Genomic DNA, 21838 nt, shown 5'->3' on the forward strand with positions numbered 1-21838 from the left:
AAAGCTACTCCTTTAACTTCTATAGAAAAATAATAAAACAGCCATGGCTACTAGTAAGGCAATAGCAAACGAATCGCCAATATCCCACTTTAGCTTACGATAGCGCGTACGCCCTTCACCGCCACGATAGCCTCGCACTTCCATCGCAGTGGCTAAGTCCTCTGCACGTTTAAAGGCACTTACAAAGAGCGGTACTAGTAATGGCACAACCGCTTTAATGCGGTCTTTTATCGGTCCTGAAGATAAATCAGAGCCACGTGCCATTTGTGCCTTCATAATCTTATCCGTCTCATCCATCAACGTTGGAATAAAGCGCAGTGAAATGGACATCATTAGTGCTAGCTCATGGACAGGTACTTTTATTTTTTTCAATGGATTTAGCAACACCTCAATTCCATCTGTAATGGAAATCGGGGAGGTTGTCAGTGTTAAAATGGACGTCATAAACACTAAAACAAGGAAACGAGTCGAAATATAAATCCCTTGACGAACGCCTCCCTCATAGATGGAGATAAACTTCCAATGAAATAATAGGTCGCCTTCCTTTGTCATAAAAATATGTAGCAAGAAAGTAAACGCCATTAAAAAGAGAACAGGCTTCAAGCCATTTATTAAAAAGTACAAGCGGATACGTGACACTAAAACAATGAGTAACGTAAATGCTAATAGCATTGCATAGGTTATTGTATTATTAGCTAAAAATACAATAATGATAAATGCAAAAACGAATACGAGTTTAGATCGTGGGTCAAGCCTATGGACAGGAGAATCTCCTGGCAGGAAGCGCCCGAAAATCATCTTCTCCATCATGACTCTGCACGCTCCTCTCTCAATAATCGAGCCATTTCAATTGCAAGCTCCTCTTCCGTTAAACATACCTTTGCTAGTGGAGTATTGATCATCTTTTCAACCTTTTGCTGGAACCGTACAATACGGGGTGGTTCTAAACGAAATTGCTTTAATGTCTCAACATCCTTAAAAATATCACGCGGTGTCCCACTCAACACATTTTTCCCTTCATGCATTATGACAATATTGTCAGCATAACGGGCTGCATCCTCCATACTGTGCGTAACGAGTATCGTCGTTAAACTACGCTCCTGATGTAATGCATAAAACATATCCATAATTTCTTTTTGTCCCCGAGGGTCTAGCCCAGCCGTTGGTTCATCTAATACAATCACCTCTGGCTCCATTGCCAATACGCCTGCAATAGCGACACGACGCATTTGTCCACCAGATAAATCAAATGGTGATTTTTCGAGCACATTTTCAGGCAAACCAACTAAACGGACAAGCTCTCTAGCGCGTGCTTCAGCCTCTTTCTCTGAGACACCAAAGTTCATAGGACCGAACATAATATCCTTTAATACTGTTTCTTCAAACAGTTGATGCTCTGGAAATTGAAAAACAATACCTACACGTTGGCGAACCGCTTTTAAATCCTTTGCCTTTTTACCAGCCTCCACTGTACGCTCACCTATTTGCACCTTGCCAGATGTAGGCTTTAACAGTGCATTAAAATGCTGAAGAATGGTCGACTTCCCAGAGCCCGTATGGCCAATAATTGCTTGGTATGTGTGAGATGGAATCTCAAAGTCCACATCGAATAACGCTCGTTTTTCAAAAGGTGTTCCTTGAGAATATGCATAGCTTACTTGTTGAAGTTTGATGTCCATAAATCATTCACCAACTCTTCTTCTGTCATATGTTGCCCCATTAACGGAACACCTTCCTTTTGCAATAACTTTGATAACTTCATGGCAAATGGTAGATCAAGCCCTAACTCCGTTAACTTGTCCCCTAGCGAAAAAATTTCAGCAGGAGGACCTTCTGCAAACTTCTTGCCATCATTCATGAAAAGTATACGATCTGCCAACATGGCTTCTTCTAAATCGTGTGTAATCGATAAAACCGTTAGCCCTGTTTCCGCACGTAACGTTTGTACAGTTTGTAAAACTTCTATACGGCCTTGTGGATCTAACATAGATGTTGCTTCATCTAAAATGAGCAACTTTGGCTTTAAAGCTAATGCCCCTGCAATAGCGACACGTTGTTTCTGTCCACCTGATAAATGATGTGGCTCATGATCCAAAAAATTACTCATCTTTACTTGTTCTAGTGATGCATGCACACGCTTTACCATTTCTTCAAACGGTATACCGTTATTTTCAAGAGCAAAGGCAACATCATCTTGTACAGTAGCACCTACAAATTGGTTATCTGGATTTTGAAAAACCATTCCCATTTGCGAACGACATTCCCATAGGTTGTCTTCATTTAATACTTCTCGTAATATACGAACATCTCCCTGTTGCGGGAATAGTAAACCATTCATCAGTTTAGCTATCGTTGATTTACCAGAACCATTATGACCAACTATGGCAATCCATTCACCTTCCTGTACGGTAAAACTTACATTTTCGACTGCATTTCGCATCTCAGGATTTTCAGGCGTATATGAAAACGTCACATTATTTAACGATAAAATTTCGGGCATTTCTAGAACTCCTCTCTACATGCTCAGCTATACTAACTAACTTACACTTTTTTATGTATGAATTCTACCACAATCAATATGTCGGTATAAGAAAAGTGCCTAAGCGCTTATTCCTATATATTAAAAAAAGCACCATCAATTGGCGCTGTTAATAATAAAAAAGCGCGCACCTCATTCGATAGAAATGCGCTAGTCGTTACATTTACAAGAAACACGGGTGCTCAAGCCCTAGCTTCTTTTGAATGAGGTGCGGAGAGCTAAACGAGACGCCACACATAAGTGTCCGCTCATCATAACGCTCAGCTTAATTATTTGTCGTATAAATCGTTTTATAAAGAAAGAGGGTGGTGGTTCCACCCTCTTCACCACTTGTTTTCTCTTATGATTAAACTAATTCAATCACAACAACAGGTGCACCGTCACCACGACGAGGACCTACTTTAAGAATACGAGTGTAACCACCTTGACGTTCTGCGTAACGTGGTGCAACATCATCAAATAGCTTTTGTAGTGCAAATGAAGTTGTTTCGTTACCTTCTTCGTCAGTAGTTGTTACTAGTTCACGACGGATGAATGCAGCAGCTTGACGGCGTGCGTGTAAATCTCCGCGTTTACCTAAAGTAATCATTTTTTCAACAGCTTTACGTACTTCTTTAGCGCGAGCCTCAGTAGTTTCGATACGCTCGTTGATGATTAAATCAGTAGCTAAGTCACGTAACATCGCTTTACGTTGAGAACTTGTACGACCAAGTTTTCTGTAACCCATGGATGTTTCCCTCCTTTATAAAAAATATCTGATCTTATAAGTTTTGTTTAAATCGCTTAGTCTTCTTTGCGTAACCCTAAACCAAGCTCTTCTAACTTCGCTTTTACCTCTTCTAATGACTTACGTCCAAGGTTACGAACTTTCATCATGTCGTCTTCTGACTTATTCGCAAGTTCTAGTACTGTATTAATACCAGCGCGTTTTAAGCAGTTATAAGAACGAACAGAAAGATCAAGTTCTTCGATAGTCATCTCTAAAACTTTTTCTTTTTGATCTTCTTCTTTTTCGACCATGATTTCAGCAGTTTGTGCCTCATCTGTCATGCCAACGAAGATGTTTAGATGCTCGGTTAAAATTTTTGCTCCGAGCGAAATCGCCTCTTTCGGACCGATGCTACCATCTGTCCACACATCAAGAGAAAGTTTATCGTAGTCAGAAGACTGACCTACACGAGTATTTTCCACTTGGAAATTGACGCGTGATACTGGAGTGTAAATAGAGTCGATCGGGATCACGCCGATAGGAAGATCCTCACGTTTGTTTTGATCAGCAGGAGTGTAACCACGGCCGCGTTGAGCGTACATACGCATACGTAAATGACCGTTTTTAGCGATTGTTGCAATATATAGATCTGGGTTTAAAATTTCTACGTCACTGTCATGTGTAATGTCAGCAGCCGTAACTGTACCATCGCCCTTTACATCAATCTCAATAACTTTTTCTTCGTCAGAGTAGATTTTAAGAGCAAGCTTTTTCACGTTCAAAATAATTGAAGCTACATCTTCTACAACGCCTTCTACAGTAGAGAATTCGTGAAGTACACCATCAATTTGGATTGAAGTGACAGCAGCTCCTGGTAATGAAGACAGAAGGATACGACGTAAAGAATTACCCAAAGTGTTTCCATATCCGCGTTCAAGCGGTTCTACAACAAACTTTCCATATTTGGAATCTTCGCTGATCTCCACCGTTTCAATCTTTGGTTTTTCAATTTCGATCATTTCATTTACCCTCCTTCAAAACATCGAATGTATAGGTTCTTTCCATCATAGATTCGATCGTCATTGACGTATCGTTTAATATCTGCACAAGACAGTCTGTACAAAAAATGATGTTCTCATACAATATGAGACGCACCCATTACACGCGACGACGTTTTGGCGGACGGCAACCATTGTGAGGAACTGGAGTAACGTCTTTAATAGCAGTTACTTCTAAACCAGCAGCTTGAAGTGCACGAATTGCAGCTTCACGACCAGCACCAGGACCTTTAACAGTTACTTCCAACGTTTTCAGACCATGTTCAAGGGATGTTTTAGCAGCAGTTTCTGCAGCCATTTGTGCAGCGAATGGTGTAGATTTACGTGAACCACGGAAACCAAGAGCACCAGCACTTGACCAAGATACAGCGTTACCTTGCATATCTGTAATCGTTACAATTGTATTGTTAAATGTAGAACGGATGTGTGCAATACCAGATTCGATATTCTTTTTCACACGACGTTTACGAGTTTGTTGTTTACGAGCCATGTTAAGAAGGAACCTCCTTTACGTATTATTTTTTCTTGTTCGCAACTGTTTTACGAGGACCTTTACGCGTACGCGCATTGTTCTTCGTATTTTGACCACGAACAGGTAAACCACGACGGTGACGGATACCACGGAATGAACCGATTTCCATCAGACGTTTAATGTTTAATGAAGTTTCGCGACGTAAGTCACCTTCAAGTTTGTAAGAATCTAATTGTTCACGGATTAGGTTTAACTGATCTTCAGTTAAGTCGCGTACGCGTGTATCTTCTGAAATACCTGCGCCAGCTAATACTTTCTGAGCTGTAGTTTTACCAATACCGTAAATGTAAGTTAATGAAATTACCACGCGTTTGTCGCGAGGAATGTCAACACCAGCAATACGTGCCATGTACGTTGTGCACCTCCTTTAGAATCAACCTTGTTTTTGTTTGTGTTTAGGATTTTCACAGATTACCATTACTTTACCGCGTCGGCGAATTACTTTACATTTTTCGCAGATCGGTTTCACAGATGGTCTCACTTTCATCTAACCTAACCTCCTTAATAGTCCGGAGCGCAAAAGATTATTTAAAACGGTATGTGATACGACCGCGAGTTAAATCATAAGGAGATAACTCGATAGTAACCTTATCTCCAGGTAGAATACGGATAAAGTGCATACGAATCTTACCAGATACGTGTGCTAAAATCACATGTCCATTTTCTAATTCTACCTTAAACATCGCGTTTGGCAAAGTCTCAACAACTGTTCCTTCGACTTCAATTACATCATCTTTCGCCATCTACTCTGTCTCTCCTCTCTATATGCAAATTAAAGTTCTCATCGTTACATCAAACGGATATCTGCTGCAACTATAGAAGCAACCTCGTTTCAACATATGTTTGGATTGTATGAGAGATGTTTGAAAGACGCTCGTCTGGTTTCGCTTCACACAATCCACGGAATATACAGGACCAGTCTGGGCACTGAATCTCCCATGTTTACACGAATACCGGAATGTCTTTGATGAGATATTCATACCCGTTACACAGATGCTTCCACGAAACCCATTATACTCTCCCAAAAGTAATGTTGCACTTTTTAAAAGAAATATATACCGGGCACAATATGCTTTTGCAACTCTCAAAAAAATTATGTTTCGGTGTTGCTCCCGCATGCCTCCCGCGGAAGCAGTATTCTGCGCCCGGAGCCGGGTATCAGCTGCGGCTGCTCTGTAAAAGAGCATCAAGATCAGCAAACACTTTATTAATATCTTGCTGTCCATCAATATTTGTTAACACACCTTTTGCTTCATAGAAGTTGAGCAAAGGTTGTGCTTGATTCATATTTACTTCCAGACGGTTTGCAACCGTTTCAGGATTATCATCCGCACGTGTGTAAAGTTCGCCGCCATCTTTATCACATTTACCTTCCACAGCAGGTGGATTGAAAATTAAATGATATGATGTACCGCAAGTTTTACAAATACGACGACCTGATAAACGAGCAATAAGCTCATCTTTCTCAACTTGAATGTTAATCGTATGCTCAATAGCTTTACCAAGATTAGCTAAAATGCTATCTAATGCTTCAGCTTGTGGAACAGTACGTGGGAATCCATCTAATAAGAAGCCCTTTTCACAATCAGGTTTAGCAAGTCGCTCACGAACAATACCAATCGTTACTTCATCAGGTACTAAAGCACCTTGATCCATAAACGATTTAGCCTGTAAGCCTAGTTCTGTACCTTCTTTAATAGCGGCACGGAACATATCTCCTGTAGAAATATGAGGAATTGCGTACTTCTCTACAATTTTATCTGCCTGTGTACCTTTACCAGCACCTGGCAGACCCATTAAAACGATATTCATCGGAAATAGTCCTCCCACAAAAGGTTTGCTGATTTTTAGGAAACGAGGAACGTTCCCTAAAAATCAACATTATTTCATAAAGCCTTTGTAGTGACGTTTAACAAGTTGGGATTCTAGCTGTTTCATCGTTTCTAGCGCTACGCCGACTACGATAATTATACTAGTACCACCGATTTGCACTGAAGCAGGTAGATTCATAAGGTTGATGAATATAATCGGCATTACAGCAATTACAGTTAAGAATATCGCGCCAACAAAAGTCAGACGATATAACACGCTTGTTAAATACGTTTGAGTGTTTTCACCCGGGCGAATACCTGGAATGTAAGCACCTTGTTTTTTCAAGTTGTCTGCCACATTTTCTGGATTCACTTGTACGAATGCATAGAAATATGTGAACGCGACGATCAATGCAACATAAATCAACATCCCAACAGGTTTCTGATAATCGAACGTGTTTTCAATGAATGTTGTTACATCATTTTGACCAAAGAACGCTGCTAACGTACGAGGCGTAACAAGGAACGCTACTGAGAAGATTACCGGAATAACCCCTGCAGCATTTACTTTTAACGGTAAGTGCGTTTGTTGACCACCAGTTTGTTGGTTGCGTCCAGTAACTCGTTTTGCATATTGAATTGGGATTTTACGAAGTGCTTGTTGCACGTAAATAACACCCACGACAATTGCAAGTAAAATCAAAGCAAGTAATGCAAGAATGATAATGTTAATAAACAGTTTATCACCAGCACCCTCAATTTGTTGTGCATAAATTTGGTTTATTCCTGTAGGTAATGCTGCAACGATACCTGCGAAAATTACAACAGAAATACCATTACCAACACCATGTGCAGTAATTTGCTCAGCAAGCCATACAAGGAAAGCTGTACCCGCTGTCAATACAATTGAAATTGTAACATACGTTAGAATTCCCTCTTCTTTAATCAAAGATCCACCATACATTTTATTGAAACCAAATGACATCGCGAACGATTGGATAAAGGCAAGAATAATTGTAAAGTAACGAGTAAATTGTGCAAGTTTACGTCTTCCGACTTCACCTTGCTTTGCCCACTCAGCAAACTTCGGTACTACGTCCATTTGCAATAACTGAACAATAATTGAGGCTGTGATGTATGGCATAATTCCCATCGCGAAGATAGAGAAGTTTTTCAAAGCACCACCGCCAAAAGTATTGAGGAAACCAACGAGGTTAAACTCATCAGTTGCCTTTAATACATTTGCGTCAACGTTCGGTACTGGTATAAATGTACCAATACGGAATACGATTAACATTAAAAGAGTGAAAATGATTTTATTTCTTATATCTCGAACACGCATAAAGTTAGAGATTGTCTGAAACATTAAATCACCTCAGTAGTTCCGCCGGCATTCTCGATTGCTTCTTTCGCTGAAGCTGAGAATTTATGAGCTTTTACAGTAAGCTTTTTGTTAAGTGTTCCATTACCAAGAACTTTAATTCCAGCTTTTTCATTGCTCACAAGACCAGTTTCAAGTAATAATGCAGTTGTTACTTCTGCACCGTCTTCGAAACGGTTTAATGTGTCAAGGTTAACGATAGCGTATTCTTTACGGTTAATGTTCGTAAAGCCACGTTTTGGTAAACGACGGAATAACGGGTTTTGTCCGCCCTCAAAGCCTGGGCGTACACCGCCGCCAGATCGAGAGTTTTGACCTTTATGACCTCTACCCGCAGTTTTACCGTTACCAGAACCGATACCACGACCAACGCGATTGCGTTGCTTACGAGAACCTTCTGCTGGTTTTAACTCATGCAGTTTCATAGTGGGTGGCACCTCCTTGTTCATTAATTAAAAATTAATTTTCTTTTACAGTAACTAAGTGAGCTACTTTATCAAGCATACCGCGAGTAGCTGCATTATCAGCTTTCTCAACAGTTTGATTTAATTTACGTAAACCAAGAGCTTCAATAGTTTTACGTTGTGCCGGTTTAGAACCGATCACAGATTTTGTAAGGGTGATTTCTAATTTGTTAGCCATTATTATTCCCCCCTTATCCTAATATTTCTTCCACTGATTTGCCACGTAATTTTGCAACGTCCTCTACGCGTTTTAATTCAGTTAAACCTTGAACAGTAGCACGCACCATGTTGATTGGTGTGTTAGATCCAAGTGATTTTGAAAGAATATCAGTAATACCAGCAAGTTCTAGTACGGCACGTACTGGACCACCAGCGATAACTCCTGTACCAGGAGCAGCAGGTTTGATTAGGATTTCTCCTGCACCGAAGCGACCAAGCACTAAGTGTGGAGTTGTTCCACCAACACGTGGCACTTCGATTAAGTTTTTCTTCGCATCTTCAACAGCTTTACGGATAGCGTCTGGCACCTCTTGAGCTTTACCAGTACCGAAACCAACATGTCCGTTTCTATCGCCAACTACAACTAATGCTGTGAAGCGGAAGCGACGTCCACCTTTAACAACTTTAGCAACACGGTTAATAGTAACTACGCGTTCTTCAAGTTCTCCAAGTTTGTTTGCGTCAATTCGACTCATGAAATGTGTCCCTCCTTCTTATTAAAATTCTAAACCGTTCTCACGTGCAGCTTCAGCTAAAGCTTTAACACGTCCATGATATAAGTAACCACCACGGTCAAATACTATAGCAGTAATATTTTTTTCCGTAGCGCGTTTCGCGATTGTTTCACCGATTTTTGATGCAGCTTCAACGTTGTTACCAGCACCTTCAAAACCATTTTCTTGAGAAGATGCGCTAACAATAGTTACGCCTGCTACGTCATCGATAAGTTGAGCGTAGATGTTCTTGTTAGAACGGAATACGTTTAAGCGTGGACGCTCAGCAGTACCCGTAATTTTAGAACGTACTCGCGCATGACGTTTTTTACGAACTTGATTTTTATCCTGTTTCGTAATCACAAGGGTCACTCCTTTCTAATGCTTAAGCAGCATTATTTACCTGTTTTACCTTCTTTACGACGAACGTATTCGCCTTCGTAACGGATACCTTTACCTTTATACGGCTCTGGTGGACGAACGTCACGGATATTAGATGCAAGAGCGCCAACGCGTTCTTTGCTGATACCTTTAACGATGATTTTTGTATTAGAAGGAACTTCTACTTCAAGACCATCTTCTGGTGTGAACTCAACTGGGTGAGAGTAACCTACGTTAAGTACAAGCTTTTTACCTTGTAATTGCGCACGGTAACCGACACCGATAAGTTCTAATGATTTTTCGAAACCTGCAGAAACTCCAGTAATCATGTTCGCTAAAAGCGCACGAGTAGTACCGTGGTTTGTGCGGTGTTCTTTTGAATCAGAAGGACGAGATACAGAGATCACATTACCTTCTTGCTCAATTTTCATATCTTGGTGGAAAGAACGAACAAGTTCGCCTTTAGGACCTTTAACAGTAACAGTGTTGTCAGCAGCGACAGTAACAGTTACGTTAGCAGGTACCTCGATAATTTTTTTACCTACACGAGACATTTAGTTGCACCTCCATTCATTTATTGCTAATTACCAAACGTATGCTAGAACTTCGCCGCCAACTTGTTTAGCGCGAGCTTCTTTATCTGTTAATAAACCTTGTGAAGTTGACACTAAAGCGATACCAAGACCGTTCAGTACTTTAGGAACTTCATTTGTTTTAGCATATACACGTAGACCAGGTTTAGAAATACGTTTTAGGCCCGTGATAACGCGTTCGTTATCTTTACCGTATTTTAAGAAGATACGGATGATACCTTGTTTGTTGTCTTCCACGTATTCTACGTCACGTACGAAACCTTCACGCTTTAAAATTTCAGCGATTTCTTTTTTCACGTTGGAAGCTGGTACTTCTAACTTCTCGTGACGAACCATGTTCGCATTACGAATGCGAGTAAGCATATCTGCAATCGGATCAGTCATTGTCATTACATTTACCTCCTTCCCAAATTAGGGGATTACCAGCTGGCTTTTTTCACGCCAGGAATTTGTCCCTTATATGCAAGTTCTCGGAAACAAATACGGCAAAGTTTGAATTTGCGATATACTGAGTGTGGACGACCACAGCGTTCACAACGTGTATATTCTTGCACTTTAAACTTTTGCTTACGTTGTTGTTTAACGATCATAGATTTTTTAGCCACGTTTTCGCCCTCCTTGTTTAATTACTTTTGGAACGGCATACCGAATTGTGTCAATAACTCGCGAGCTTCTTCGTCAGAATTCGCTGTCGTTACGATCACGATGTCCATACCGCGTACTTTTGAAACTTTATCGTAATCGATTTCTGGGAAAATTAATTGCTCTTTAACACCTAGAGTGTAGTTACCGCGACCATCGAATGCTTTTTTAGAAACACCACGGAAGTCACGTACACGAGGTAATGCGATTGCGATTAATTTATCCAAGAATTCATACATACGCTCACCGCGTAATGTAACTTTAGCACCGATAGGCATACCTTCACGTAGACGGAAACCTGCGATCGATTTTTTAGCTTTAGTTACTACTGGTTTTTGACCAGTGATAATTGTCAATTCTTCTACAGCAGCATCTAGTGCTTTAGAGTTTTGAACTGCATCGCCAACACCCATGTTGATAACGATTTTATCAACTTTAGGAAGTTGCATAACTGATTTATATCCAAATTTGCTCATTAGAGCAGGTGAAACTTCATTTAAATATTTTTCTTTTAGGCGGCTCATGTGTGTACCTCCCTTCTTTTATTTACTAATTAGTCGATTACTGCACCTGATTTTTTTGCAACACGAACTTTTTTACCGTTTTCGATTTTATAACCTACACGAGTCGGCTCGCCAGATTTAGGATCGATTAGCATTACGTTCGAAACGTGAATTGCAGCCTCTTGGCTTACAATCCCACCTTGTGGATTCAATTGGTTAGGTTTAACGTGTTTTTTCACGATGTTTACACCTTCAACAAGAACGCGATCTTGTTTAGGGAAAGCAGCTAGGATTACTCCTTCTTTGCCTTTGTCCTTACCAGTGATAACCTTAACCTTGTCACCTTTTTTTACATGCATGCTGTCGCACCTCCTTGATTGGCACTGTCATGAAATTAAAGAACTTCTGGAGCTAGAGAAACGATTTTCATGAAGTTGCTGTCACGTAATTCACGTGCAACAGGTCCGAAAATACGAGTTCCGCGTGGTGATTTATCATCACGAATAATTACACAAGCATTTTCATCAAATTTGATGTAAGTACCGTCTTTACGGCGAACGCCTGATTTAGTACGAACGATAACAGCTTTAACAACGTCACCCTTCTTGACAACGCCACCTGGTGTTGCTTTCTTAACTGTACAAACAACGATATCACCGATGTTAGCAGTTTTACGGCCAGAGCCACCAAGCACTTTAATTGTAAGAACTTCACGTGCACCTGAGTTGTCAGCAACTTTCATACGACTTTCTTGTTGGATCACTTAGGTTACCTCCCTTCGGAAATTGGTTGTTCCGAAATAGTTATTAAATAATAACCGCTTTTTCTACAACTTCAACTAGACGGAAACGTTTAGTAGCTGATAGCGGGCGAGTTTCCATGATACGTACGATATCACCGATTTTCGCTTGGTTTTGCTCATCATGAGCTTTAAACTTTTTAGAGTACTTTACACGTTTACCATAAAGCTTGTGCTTTTTGTGAGTTTCAACTAAAACAGTAACAGTTTTGTCCATTTTATCTGAAACAACGCGGCCCGTGTAAACTTTGCGTTGATTACGCTCAGTCATACTTGAAAACCTCCTTTATCAGTTATTTGCACTGATTTCTCTTTCACGAATAACAGTTTTCATACGCGCGATTGCTTTACGCACTTCACGAATACGAGCTGTGTTTTCTAATTGACCAGTCGCCAATTGGAAGCGAAGGTTGAAAAGCTCTTCTTTCAGTGATTTCACTTTTAATTCAATTTCAGAAGTGGCAAGGTCACGGATTTCATTAGCTTTCATTAGATTCACCACCAGTTTCTTGACGTTTTACGATCTTACATTTTACAGGAAGCTTATGTGATGCTAAACGAAGTGCTTCACGTGCAATCTCTTCAGATACACCAGCGATTTCGAACATAACTTTTCCTGGTTTAACAACTGCTACCCAACCTTCAGGAGAACCTTTACCAGAACCCATGCGGACTTCTAGAGGTTTTTTCGTGTAAGGTTTGTGCGGGAAGATTTTAATCCAAACTTTACCGCCACGTTTCATGTAACGAGTCATCGCGATACGTGCAGATTCGATTTGACGGTTAGTAATCCAGCTAGCAGTTTGAGCTTGTAAGCCCCATTCGCCGAAAGATACTTCTTTGCCGCCTTTCGCTTCGCCACGCATGTTGCCACGGTGTTCACGACGGTATTTTACGCGTTTAGGCAATAACATATTATTTGCCTCCTTCCACAGATTTCTTCGTAGGAAGAACTTCACCACGGTAGATCCATACTTTAACGCCTAATTTACCGTAAGTAGTGTCAGCTTCTGCGTGTGCATAATCAATGTCAGCACGTAGAGTATGAAGTGGAACAGTTCCTTCACTATAATGTTCAGCACGCGCGATATCAGCGCCACCTAAACGACCAGATACTTGTGTTTTAATTCCTTTTGCACCAGCACGCATTGTGCGTTGGATTGCTTGCTTTTGCGCACGACGGAATGAAACACGGTTTTCTAATTGACGAGCGATGTTTTCAGCTACTAGACGAGCGTCAAGATCAGCACGTTTAATTTCGATAATGTTGATGTGTACACGTTTACCAGTTAGTTCGCCAAGGTATTTACGAAGGTTTTCAACTTCCGTACCACCTTTACCGATTACCATCCCTGGTTTAGCAGTGTGAATTGTAATGTTTACACGGTTTGCAGCACGTTCGATTTCAACTTTAGAAACAGAAGCGTCTTTAAGAGCCGTTTCAATATATTTACGCACTTTGATGTCTTCGTGAAGTAGAGTTGCATAGTCTTTTTCAGCGTACCATTTTGACTCCCAGTCACGAATAATACCAACGCGCAGTCCTATTGGATGTACTTTTTGACCCACGGATTAACCCTCCTTCTTCTCAGATACCACTAAAGTGATGTGGCTTGTGCGTTTGTTAATTGCGCTTGCACGTCCTTGTGCACGTGGACGGAAACGTTTTAATGTTGGACCTTCATCAACGAATACTTCAGAAACAACTAAAGAGTTGATGTCTAGATCGTAGTTGTGCTCAGCATTAGCAACTGCAGATTTTAATACTTTCTCAACGACTGGAGACGCCGCTTTTGGAGTATGACGTAAAATTGCAACTGCCTCACCTACTTGCTTACCTCGGATTAAGTCTACAACTAGACGAACTTTACGAGGAGCGATACGTACTGTGCGAGCGATAGCTTTAGCTTGTGTCATTAGGAATTACCTCCTCTCAAAATTAGCGTCTTGTTTTCTTGTCGTCTGCACCGTGACCTTTATAAGTACGAGTCGGTGCGAATTCACCAAGTTTGTGGCCTACCATATCTTCTGTTACGTATACAGGAACATGTTTACGTCCATCATATACAGCAATTGTTAGTCCGATGAAGTTCGGGAAGATTGTAGAACGGCGAGACCAAGTTTTGATAACTTGTTTCTTCTCAGAAGCCTCTTGTGCTTCCACTTTTTTCATTAAGTGGTCGTCAACAAAAGGTCCTTTTTTCAAACTGCGACCCATGTAGGAACCTCCCTCTGTGATTCCACCACGGCTCTCACATAGAACCGTAGTTTAACCACTTTATTTTTTACGACTACGGATGATGAATTTATCCGATTTGTTTTTCTTGTTACGAGTTTTGTAACCAAGTGCTGGTTTACCCCAAGGAGTCATTGGTGATTTACGTCCGATTGGAGAACGTCCTTCACCACCACCGTGTGGGTGATCGTTAGGGTTCATTACAGAACCACGAACTGTTGGGCGTTTACCTAACCAACGGCTACGACCTGCTTTACCGATGTGTACAAGTTCGTGTTGTTCGTTACCAACTTGACCGATTGTAGCGCGGCAAGTAGCAAGAACTAAACGTACTTCACCAGATTGTAGACGAACGATTACGTATTTGTCTTCACGACCAAGTACTTGCGCAGAAGTACCAGCAGAACGTACTAATTGTCCACCTTTACCAGGTTTTAACTCGATGTTATGGATTGTTGTACCCATTGGAATGTTTGCTAATGGTAATGTGTTACCTACTTTAATATCAGCATCTGGACCAGATACGATTGTTTGACCAACCTCTAGACCTTTTGGTGCTAAGATGTAAGCTTTTGCTCCATCAGCGTAATTGATTAATGCGATATTCGCAGAACGGTTTGGATCATATTCAATAGTAGCAACTTTCGCTGGAATGCCATCTTTAATACGCTTGAAATCGATGACACGATATTGCTTCTTATGACCACCACCATGATGACGAACAGTGATTTTACCTTGGTTGTTACGACCAGCTTTGCGTTTAGTTGGTTCAAGCAATGATTTCTCAGGCTTGTTTGTTGTAATTTCCGCAAAGTCTAAAGACGTCATATTACGACGACCATTAGAGGTAGGTTTATACTTTTTAATCGCCATTGTGTTTCCCTCCTTCTTGATTGTTCAAATCATAAATCCATAAAGGATTACATTTCGAATAATTCGATGTCTTTGCTGTCCGCAGTTAGTTTAACAATCGCTTTACGACGTTTGTTAGTATAACCACCGTAACGGCCAACGCGTTTGAATTTACCTTTGTAGTTAAGAACGTTTACTTTCTCAACGTTTACGCCAAAGATTTCTTCTACAGCGTCTTTTACTTGAGTTTTGTTAGCGCGAGTGTCTACTTCGAAAGTATACTTTTTCTCTGCCATAAGTTCTGAAGAACGCTCAGTAATGACCGGACGTTTTAAAATATCACGTGCTTCCATTATCCAAGCACCTCCTCAACTTTTTCTACTGCAGACTTAGTGAATACAACTTTTTCGTGACCTAATAGATCAAGAACGTTGATTCCGTTTGCAGTTAAAACTGTTACACCAGGGATGTTACGAGCTGATAAAGCTACGTTTTCATCAAGGTCAGCAGTTACGAATAAAGATTTTTTCTCTAAAGAAAGATCTTTAAGAATTTTTGTGAATTCTTTTGTTTTTGGTGCTGCTAGTGTAAGAGCATCAAGAACTAAGAAGTTTTGTTCTACTACTTTAGCTGATAAAGCAGATTTAAGAGCTAAACGACGAACTTTTTTAGGTAATTTATAAGAATAGCTACGTGGAGTTGGACCGAATACGATACCACCGCCGCGCCATTGTGGAGAACGGATAGAACCTTGACGAGCACGACCAGTTCCTTTTTGACGCCATGGCTTACGACCACCACCAGCAACTTCAGAACGGTTTTTAACCTTATGATTACCTTGACGTAGAGAAGCGCGTTGTGCAACTACTGCGTCGAATAATACTGCTTCATTTGGCTCGATTCCGAAGATCGCTTCGTTTAACTCGATTTCACCAACTGAAGCACCTGTTTGACTAAGTACAGATACTTTTGTCATTCCTGTTTCCTCCTTTCTTGAAGTGATTAGTTAGCTTTAATTGCAGTTTTAACTGTAACTAGAGCTTTTTTAGAACCAGGAACATTACCTTTAACAAGTAGTAGGTTACGGTCCGCATCAACTTTAACGATTTCTAAGTTTTGGATTGTAACTACTGTGCCACCCATTTGACCAGGTAATTTCTTTTGTTTGAATACGCGGTTCGGAGCAACTGGACCCATTGAACCAGGACGACGGTGATAACGAGAACCGTGGGCCATAGGACCACGAGATTGACCGTGGCGTTTAATAACACCTTGGAAACCTTTACCTTTAGTAACTCCTGTTACATCAATTACATCGCCTTCTGCGAAAATTTCTACTTTGACTTCTTGACCAACTTCGTATTCTTCAACGTTCACGTTGCGGAATTCACGAATGAAGCGCTTAGGAGCAGTATTCGCTTTTGCTACGTGACCTTGTTCTGGTTTGTTAGAAAGCTTAACGCGCTTATCTTCGAAACCAACTTGAATCGCTTCGTAGCCGTCTGTTTCAACAGTTTTCTTTTGAAGAACTACGTTTGGAGTAGCTTCGATAACTGTTACCGGGATTAAATCGCCGTTTTCAGCGAAAACTTGTGTCATACCAATTTTTCTACCTAAGATTCCTTTAGCCATTTGTCACACCTCCTGTAAGTTTTAAAAAGTTATATTGTTTTTACCATTAAAGTTTGATTTCAATATCAACGCCAGATGGTAAATCAAGTTTCATTAACGCATCAACAGTTTGTGGTGTTGGGTTAACGATATCGATCAGACGTTTATGCGTACGCATCTCGAATTGTTCACGAGAGTCTTTGTACTTGTGAACAGCACGTAGAATTGTGTACACAGACTTCTCAGTTGGAAGTGGAATCGGACCTGATACACTTGCACCTGAACGTTTTGCAGTCTCCACAATTTTCTCAGCAGACTGATCTAAAATACGGTGATCATACGCTTTTAAACGAATACGAATCTTTTGTTTTGCCATTATTTTCCCTCCTTCTCGCCTATTTTCTAGACATTCTCCACGAAAATTCTCCAACGCACCGCCATGGCAAAGCGGCCGGGTGTGTCGGCAACCTCTCGTTTCATCGCAGTCAAAGACCAACATTCAACATTATATACAATAAAAAAAGAATAAGCAAGTCTTTTCGCTAAATTCTTTTAAATGTTGTAGATTTTCTTTACTACTAATATTTCTCGCTTATTTAAGCCGTTTACTAGTATATATAATTTCTAATGATTTTGCAACAGATAACCTAATACCATCAACGTTTTCGGACATTTCTAATAATGAGTGTATATCTATAAAGGATAAAAAGCAGTCTCTAAAGTTTAGAAACTGCTTTCAAGCATTATAGAAAGAATACACAAGCAATCCAACCAAATATAACAAGTGGTATGTTTATAAAGATAAACGTCGGTACACATGTATCCCAAATATGATTATGCTGTCCATCAACATTTAAGCCAGCTGTTGGACCTAACGTTGAATCTGATGCAGGTGATCCTGCGTCGCCTAATGCGCCTGCTGTACCTATTAAACACAGAATCGCTAAAGGGCTCATCCCTAGCCCTTGAGCTAAAGGAACAAATAAGGTCGCAATAATCGGCACAGTAGCAAATGAAGAGCCGATTCCCATTGTTACTATTAACCCGATTACTAGCATTAGGAATACCGCTAGGCTTTTATTGCCTTGAAGAAGCGCTAGTGAGCTTGTAATTAAGCTCTCTACATCACCTGTTGCATTGATAACTGATGCAAACCCATTTGCTGCAATCATTACAAAGCCAATGAACGCCATCATTTTCATTCCCTCAGATAATATCTCATCTGCCTCTTTCCATTTAAGGGCGCCTGTGAAATACATAATCATTATTCCTGCAAAAGCGCCGACAATCATAGAATCCGTACTGATTTGTGCATATAAAGAAACAATTAACGCAATCACAGTTGAAATAATAACCGATTTGCTTACCTTCACATTTAAAGTTGTTGTTTCCACATCATTATTCTGATATTTCCGTGGTTTACGATAAACAAAGAACGCTATAGCTAATCCAACCAACATGCCTAAGATAGGTATGGCCATTGCTGCTGGAACATCACTTGCCTTTGCCACCATGCCAGCATTCGTAACTTGCGTTGACACAATCTCTTGAAAAATCGCTCCGAAGCCAGCTGGTACGAAGCTATAAGTACCAATCAAACCAACCGCAATTAATGTTGCGATAATTCTTCGATCTACTTCCAGCATATTTAAAACCTTTAAAATAGGTGGTATTAGTAATGGAATAAACGCTATATGAATTGGGATTAAATTTTGAGAGAAAATCGCCATCATAAAAATAAGAAGAAAAATGAGTACTTTTACTAAGCCCTTCCTATTACTAGAGCCATTTTTATTTAACATATTTAATATACCTGAAATCATCAACTCAGGTATTCCCGTTTTCGAGATGGCTATCGCAAAACCACCAAGTAATCCATAGCTTAGCGCGATCGTGGCACCTGCACCTAATCCTTCTGTAAATGACTCGACTGTTGCTTGAATACCCATGCCGCTTGCTAAGCCTCCTGCAAAGGCTCCTAACACAAGTGAAAGAACTACATTGATTCGAAGCAAACTCAATATTAACATGACAGCTACTGCCACAATTACCGCATTCATAAAGACACTTCACTTTCACACACTAGATTGTTAATATGTTAAACTTTAATATTCAGACAAACGAAAGTCAAGCAGTTCTTTCTTCATAACAAAAAGGCCGAAAAGTATGAAATCTCTCCTTTCTCGTTCCATGAGCAAAAAAACAGCATGATCTTTATCAGACCACACTGTTTTTTGGAGTTTCTACCTATTTAAATGTCTACAGAGACTCTCTAATTACTTTTTTATAATAACCAACTGACAGTACCGCAAATATTGCATATAACGCTATATAACAGCTCATCGCAATCCATAAGGGTGTTGTTAACTCTGTACCAAATAAAAACCATCCTGATTTCACCGCGAAGTAACTATGAAGTAGCCCGATTAATAATGGAACACCAAAATTAAATGCTTGTTTCATAAAGATTCCCTTCATAATATCACGTTCAGAAAAGCCAATTTTTCGTAAAATGGTATAAGCTCCCCGTTCCTCTTCTGCTTCAGACATTTGTTTAAAGTATAGGATGCTACCAGTTGTCATTAAAAATGCTAAACCTAAAAATGCTGTTGTAAAAATTGTTAAGCCAAGTGACTCTATATTTCCCTTACGCTCAGCCTCAAAGGAATCAATTATATAGCTTTGAGAATTGCCATCAGTATCTACAATAGAAATAACATTGGCGCCCGATTCTTTATACAATCTTTCAGCTAGATCAAGGTCAGTCTTTGACTGCAGCATAATAGAAGTTTGTTTATGCCAAGGGAAAAGCTTAGCCTGAGTAGACAACTTATCAAACAATGCGTCAGATACTACAAAAATGGGTCCTCCGCCTCCAGCCGTTATTGTCCCACCAATAATACTTTCCTCGTGAATAGCTTTGACATGCACTGTTTCTTTAAGGTCACCTGCAGACACTACTAAATCACGGTCCTTTTCTAAAGGAAACATCTCGGCCATATAGCCACCGTAATTAGTTAAAATCACGTCATTACCCGAAATTGAAGCATTCGGTGATTTTTTTTGATAATCAGAAAGGGGAATTGTATAAATCGTTCCTTCCATATTATAAAAAGGGCTATCTTGTTGTTCATCCGCCATTAATTGGGCGATTGATGCTGTAACGCCTTGTAAACGATATTCAACCTTATCATAAGCGATATGATTGTCCTCTAGCTTATTTAAAAATGCCTGGCCTTGATTTTCATGCAAAATATAATCTCCAGGTACTTGGCTATAAGCAGAAGCTTCTGAAGAATAATACGAAATATATGCTAGTGTTGTAATCCCAAGAGATACACCTGTTAAAACAGTAATGAGTGTCAATGATTTAGCATTACTTTTCATGCGATGCATAATTGGTGTTAACGCTAATACATCGTGGACAGACAAGTGTCCATTTTTCTTTAAACGAATGGTATTTAATATAAACGCTACGGAGAAACGAAAAACTAAGAACGTTCCACCAATTGTAGTAGCTAAAATTATAATCATATTTACAAATAAATTGCCTGCATTATTAATATCAAATAGCTTTGTTGATGCATAGTAGCCATATGCAATAAACACTAACCCTAAAAATCCGATAATCATTTGTAATGGATTGAATCGTTTCACACGCTCATCGGCTTGTTTAGCAGCGCTAAATAATGATAGTAGCGATACACGGTGGATCATCCACGTCATTTGAATCAAGACAACTACTAGTAAAATAGCGAAAACGATAATCGATTGCTGTAATGCCTGTGTACTAAAGGTCATCGTCACAAGTGATTCTTTTTCAAGTAAACGCAATAAAATCATTGCGATTAGGCGAGAGCTAAAGAAACCTACTAGCATACCTACAACGACAGCTCCAACAAATAATAAAATACTTTCTAACGCCAATAATCGCACAATCAGACCTTTCGTCATTCCAATTAGCTGATAAAGCCCGATTTCTTTACTGCGACGCTTCATAAATAAATGGTTAGCATACAAAACGAAAAATAAAATAATAAAGTACAAAATATACGTTGCAGCTTTAAATCCTGCTGATGCAGTACCACTCTTCTGGACTGTATTGAACACTTCGCCATTGTGCTGTAATGTCACAAAGGAAAAATAGAGCGTCACACTGAAAATAAGTGCGAAAAAGTATAAATAATAATGCTTCATATTTTTCTTCATGCTTCGGAACACAAGCTTACTAAGACTCATAACCGTCACCGCCTAGCACACTTTGCGTATGCATGATTTCTTGGAAAAACGCCTGTCTTGTCTTATCACCTTTATACAACTCACTGTAAATAAGTCCATCTTTTAAAAACAAAACACGTGTACAGAAACTTGCAGCTACCGCATCATGCGTAACCATCATAATCGTCGCCTTTTTCGTTTCATTAATGCTTTGTAAGTTTTTCAGCAATGCTGTTGCTGATTTTGAATCGAGTGCACCAGTAGGCTCATCTGCAAATACCATCGACGGATTTGTAATTAACGCACGAGCAGCCGACGTTCTTTGCTTCTGACCTCCTGATATTTCATTCGGATATTTATTTAAAATATCTGCAATACCGAGTAGATAAGTTAGCTCCTTTACGCGGCTTTCTGCAACAGCTTTTGGTAGCTTACCAATAGCTAATGGTAATAAAATATTTTCTTTAACTGTTAATGTGTCCAATAAATTATAGTCTTGGAATATGAAACCGAGCTGTTCACGACGGAAATTAGCTAACGCCTTTTCCTTCATTCCTCTTAAACTTTGGCCATTTATTTCAATGACACCTTCCGTTGCAAAGTCAATCGAACATAAAACATTTAATAGTGTCGTCTTGCCTGAGCCCGAGGGACCCATAATACCAACAAATTCACCTTCATTTACTTCTAAATCTATACCTTTCAGCACTTCTTGCGCCGTTGACTTTTTACCATATACTTTTTTTACTTTACGTCCAATTAAAACTGCCACAGGTTAACTCCCCTTTCTATACTC

At 39.9% G+C, this 21838-nt stretch carries 35 protein-coding genes and 1 pseudogene; all 36 read right to left on the reverse strand.

Annotated elements, in window-relative coordinates; all coding sequences use genetic code 11:
* Positions 1-12: 12 nt before the first annotated feature.
* Complete coding sequence (locus tag FH508_RS22780; protein ID WP_139859720.1) at positions 13-810, reverse strand: energy-coupling factor transporter transmembrane component T family protein; 798 nt, start codon at positions 808-810, stop codon at positions 13-15.
* Positions 807-1679 carry an energy-coupling factor ABC transporter ATP-binding protein gene (locus tag FH508_RS22785; RefSeq protein WP_139859718.1) on the reverse strand — a complete coding sequence of 291 codons (873 nt, stop codon included), beginning with the start codon at positions 1677-1679 and terminating at the stop codon, positions 807-809. The genes FH508_RS22780 and FH508_RS22785 overlap by 4 nt, the downstream gene beginning before the upstream one ends.
* On the reverse strand, positions 1655-2500 hold the full coding sequence (locus FH508_RS22790; protein ID WP_139859716.1) for an energy-coupling factor ABC transporter ATP-binding protein: 846 nt from the start codon (positions 2498-2500) through the stop codon (positions 1655-1657). The genes FH508_RS22785 and FH508_RS22790 overlap by 25 nt, the downstream gene beginning before the upstream one ends.
* A 385-nt stretch (positions 2501-2885) precedes the next feature.
* Positions 2886-3266: a 50S ribosomal protein L17 gene (gene rplQ, locus FH508_RS22795; protein WP_010860588.1), complete on the reverse strand. Its 381-nt coding sequence runs from the start codon at positions 3264-3266 to the stop codon at positions 2886-2888.
* Positions 3267-3322: 56 nt separating this feature from the next.
* Entirely contained in the window at positions 3323-4267 is a 945-nt protein-coding gene (locus FH508_RS22800; protein WP_004233733.1) for a DNA-directed RNA polymerase subunit alpha, read from the reverse strand.
* 139 nt (positions 4268-4406) lie between these two features.
* On the reverse strand, positions 4407-4796 hold the full coding sequence (gene rpsK, locus FH508_RS22805) for a 30S ribosomal protein S11 (RefSeq protein ID WP_004233731.1): 390 nt from the start codon (positions 4794-4796) through the stop codon (positions 4407-4409).
* 25 nt (positions 4797-4821) lie between these two features.
* On the reverse strand, positions 4822-5187 hold the full coding sequence (rpsM, locus tag FH508_RS22810; RefSeq protein WP_024364357.1) for a 30S ribosomal protein S13: 366 nt from the start codon (positions 5185-5187) through the stop codon (positions 4822-4824).
* A 24-nt stretch (positions 5188-5211) separates the two neighbouring features.
* Positions 5212-5325 carry a 50S ribosomal protein L36 gene (gene rpmJ / locus FH508_RS22815; protein ID WP_000868344.1) on the reverse strand — a complete coding sequence of 38 codons (114 nt, stop codon included), beginning with the start codon at positions 5323-5325 and terminating at the stop codon, positions 5212-5214.
* Positions 5326-5362: 37 nt separating this feature from the next.
* A complete protein-coding gene (infA, locus tag FH508_RS22820) occupies positions 5363-5581 on the reverse strand; it encodes a translation initiation factor IF-1 (RefSeq protein ID WP_004233690.1) in 219 nt (72 codons plus the stop codon).
* Between the two features lie 88 nt (positions 5582-5669).
* Positions 5670-5747: pseudogene (locus FH508_RS22825) on the reverse strand (type I methionyl aminopeptidase); the annotation flags it as partial.
* A gap of 249 nt (positions 5748-5996) precedes the next feature.
* Entirely contained in the window at positions 5997-6650 is a 654-nt protein-coding gene (locus FH508_RS22830) for an adenylate kinase (RefSeq protein ID WP_173479260.1), read from the reverse strand.
* Positions 6651-6719: 69 nt separating this feature from the next.
* Positions 6720-8015, reverse strand: coding sequence for a preprotein translocase subunit SecY (gene secY / locus FH508_RS22835; RefSeq protein ID WP_173479259.1), 1296 nt, complete (start codon positions 8013-8015; stop codon positions 6720-6722).
* A complete protein-coding gene (gene rplO, locus FH508_RS22840) occupies positions 8015-8455 on the reverse strand; it encodes a 50S ribosomal protein L15 (RefSeq protein ID WP_173479258.1) in 441 nt (146 codons plus the stop codon). The genes secY and rplO overlap by 1 nt, the downstream gene beginning before the upstream one ends.
* A gap of 34 nt (positions 8456-8489) precedes the next feature.
* A complete protein-coding gene (gene rpmD / locus FH508_RS22845; RefSeq protein WP_024364361.1) occupies positions 8490-8672 on the reverse strand; it encodes a 50S ribosomal protein L30 in 183 nt (60 codons plus the stop codon).
* Positions 8673-8685: 13 nt separating this feature from the next.
* Complete coding sequence (rpsE, locus tag FH508_RS22850) at positions 8686-9189, reverse strand: 30S ribosomal protein S5 (protein WP_024364362.1); 504 nt, start codon at positions 9187-9189, stop codon at positions 8686-8688.
* Positions 9190-9210: 21 nt separating this feature from the next.
* Complete coding sequence (gene rplR / locus FH508_RS22855; protein ID WP_173479257.1) at positions 9211-9570, reverse strand: 50S ribosomal protein L18; 360 nt, start codon at positions 9568-9570, stop codon at positions 9211-9213.
* Between the two features lie 32 nt (positions 9571-9602).
* Positions 9603-10142 (reverse strand): 50S ribosomal protein L6, encoded by a 540-nt coding sequence (rplF, locus tag FH508_RS22860; RefSeq protein ID WP_079562361.1) that lies wholly within the window; start codon positions 10140-10142, stop codon positions 9603-9605.
* Between the two features lie 30 nt (positions 10143-10172).
* On the reverse strand, positions 10173-10571 hold the full coding sequence (gene rpsH, locus FH508_RS22865) for a 30S ribosomal protein S8 (protein WP_008181717.1): 399 nt from the start codon (positions 10569-10571) through the stop codon (positions 10173-10175).
* A gap of 29 nt (positions 10572-10600) precedes the next feature.
* A complete protein-coding gene (locus tag FH508_RS22870; RefSeq protein WP_004233656.1) occupies positions 10601-10786 on the reverse strand; it encodes a type Z 30S ribosomal protein S14 in 186 nt (61 codons plus the stop codon).
* Positions 10787-10807: 21 nt separating this feature from the next.
* Positions 10808-11347, reverse strand: a complete 540-nt coding sequence (gene rplE, locus FH508_RS22875) for a 50S ribosomal protein L5 (protein WP_024364365.1) — start codon at positions 11345-11347, stop codon at positions 10808-10810.
* Positions 11348-11376: 29 nt separating this feature from the next.
* Positions 11377-11685 carry a 50S ribosomal protein L24 gene (gene rplX, locus FH508_RS22880; protein WP_004233652.1) on the reverse strand — a complete coding sequence of 103 codons (309 nt, stop codon included), beginning with the start codon at positions 11683-11685 and terminating at the stop codon, positions 11377-11379.
* A 35-nt stretch (positions 11686-11720) separates the two neighbouring features.
* Positions 11721-12089: a 50S ribosomal protein L14 gene (rplN, locus tag FH508_RS22885; RefSeq protein ID WP_004233650.1), complete on the reverse strand. Its 369-nt coding sequence runs from the start codon at positions 12087-12089 to the stop codon at positions 11721-11723.
* Positions 12090-12132: 43 nt separating this feature from the next.
* Positions 12133-12396 carry a 30S ribosomal protein S17 gene (rpsQ, locus tag FH508_RS22890; RefSeq protein WP_008181723.1) on the reverse strand — a complete coding sequence of 88 codons (264 nt, stop codon included), beginning with the start codon at positions 12394-12396 and terminating at the stop codon, positions 12133-12135.
* A gap of 18 nt (positions 12397-12414) precedes the next feature.
* Positions 12415-12615: a 50S ribosomal protein L29 gene (gene rpmC, locus FH508_RS22895; RefSeq protein ID WP_004233646.1), complete on the reverse strand. Its 201-nt coding sequence runs from the start codon at positions 12613-12615 to the stop codon at positions 12415-12417.
* Positions 12605-13039, reverse strand: coding sequence for a 50S ribosomal protein L16 (gene rplP, locus FH508_RS22900; protein ID WP_010860599.1), 435 nt, complete (start codon positions 13037-13039; stop codon positions 12605-12607). Before rplP ends, rpmC begins: the two co-directional genes overlap by 11 nt.
* 1 nt (position 13040) lies before the next feature.
* Entirely contained in the window at positions 13041-13694 is a 654-nt protein-coding gene (rpsC, locus tag FH508_RS22905) for a 30S ribosomal protein S3 (protein WP_069514333.1), read from the reverse strand.
* 3 nt (positions 13695-13697) lie between these two features.
* Positions 13698-14042: a 50S ribosomal protein L22 gene (rplV, locus tag FH508_RS22910; RefSeq protein ID WP_004233639.1), complete on the reverse strand. Its 345-nt coding sequence runs from the start codon at positions 14040-14042 to the stop codon at positions 13698-13700.
* Positions 14043-14064: 22 nt separating this feature from the next.
* The gene (rpsS, locus tag FH508_RS22915) at positions 14065-14343 is read right to left on the reverse strand and encodes a 30S ribosomal protein S19 (RefSeq protein WP_004233637.1); all 279 of its coding nucleotides are present in this window, start codon (positions 14341-14343) and stop codon (positions 14065-14067) included.
* Positions 14344-14403: 60 nt separating this feature from the next.
* Positions 14404-15234 (reverse strand): 50S ribosomal protein L2, encoded by an 831-nt coding sequence (gene rplB, locus FH508_RS22920; protein WP_173479256.1) that lies wholly within the window; start codon positions 15232-15234, stop codon positions 14404-14406.
* Between the two features lie 47 nt (positions 15235-15281).
* Positions 15282-15566 (reverse strand): 50S ribosomal protein L23, encoded by a 285-nt coding sequence (gene rplW, locus FH508_RS22925; RefSeq protein ID WP_036205532.1) that lies wholly within the window; start codon positions 15564-15566, stop codon positions 15282-15284.
* Complete coding sequence (rplD, locus tag FH508_RS22930) at positions 15566-16189, reverse strand: 50S ribosomal protein L4 (protein WP_139859731.1); 624 nt, start codon at positions 16187-16189, stop codon at positions 15566-15568. Before rplD ends, rplW begins: the two co-directional genes overlap by 1 nt.
* Before the next feature lie 26 nt (positions 16190-16215).
* Positions 16216-16845, reverse strand: a complete 630-nt coding sequence (rplC, locus tag FH508_RS22935; RefSeq protein ID WP_139859733.1) for a 50S ribosomal protein L3 — start codon at positions 16843-16845, stop codon at positions 16216-16218.
* Positions 16846-16891: 46 nt separating this feature from the next.
* Complete coding sequence (gene rpsJ, locus FH508_RS22940) at positions 16892-17200, reverse strand: 30S ribosomal protein S10 (RefSeq protein WP_004233624.1); 309 nt, start codon at positions 17198-17200, stop codon at positions 16892-16894.
* Positions 17201-17567: 367 nt separating this feature from the next.
* Positions 17568-18884 carry a Na+/H+ antiporter family protein gene (locus tag FH508_RS22945; protein ID WP_139859735.1) on the reverse strand — a complete coding sequence of 439 codons (1317 nt, stop codon included), beginning with the start codon at positions 18882-18884 and terminating at the stop codon, positions 17568-17570.
* Between the two features lie 199 nt (positions 18885-19083).
* A complete protein-coding gene (locus FH508_RS22950; RefSeq protein ID WP_173479255.1) occupies positions 19084-21063 on the reverse strand; it encodes an FtsX-like permease family protein in 1980 nt (659 codons plus the stop codon).
* The gene (locus FH508_RS22955) at positions 21053-21814 is read right to left on the reverse strand and encodes an ABC transporter ATP-binding protein (RefSeq protein WP_173479254.1); all 762 of its coding nucleotides are present in this window, start codon (positions 21812-21814) and stop codon (positions 21053-21055) included. The genes FH508_RS22950 and FH508_RS22955 overlap by 11 nt, the downstream gene beginning before the upstream one ends.
* Between the last annotated feature and the right edge of the window lie 24 nt (positions 21815-21838).

Source organism: Lysinibacillus sp. CD3-6 (assembly GCF_006351725.2).
GTDB lineage: Bacteria > Bacillota > Bacilli > Bacillales_A > Planococcaceae > Lysinibacillus.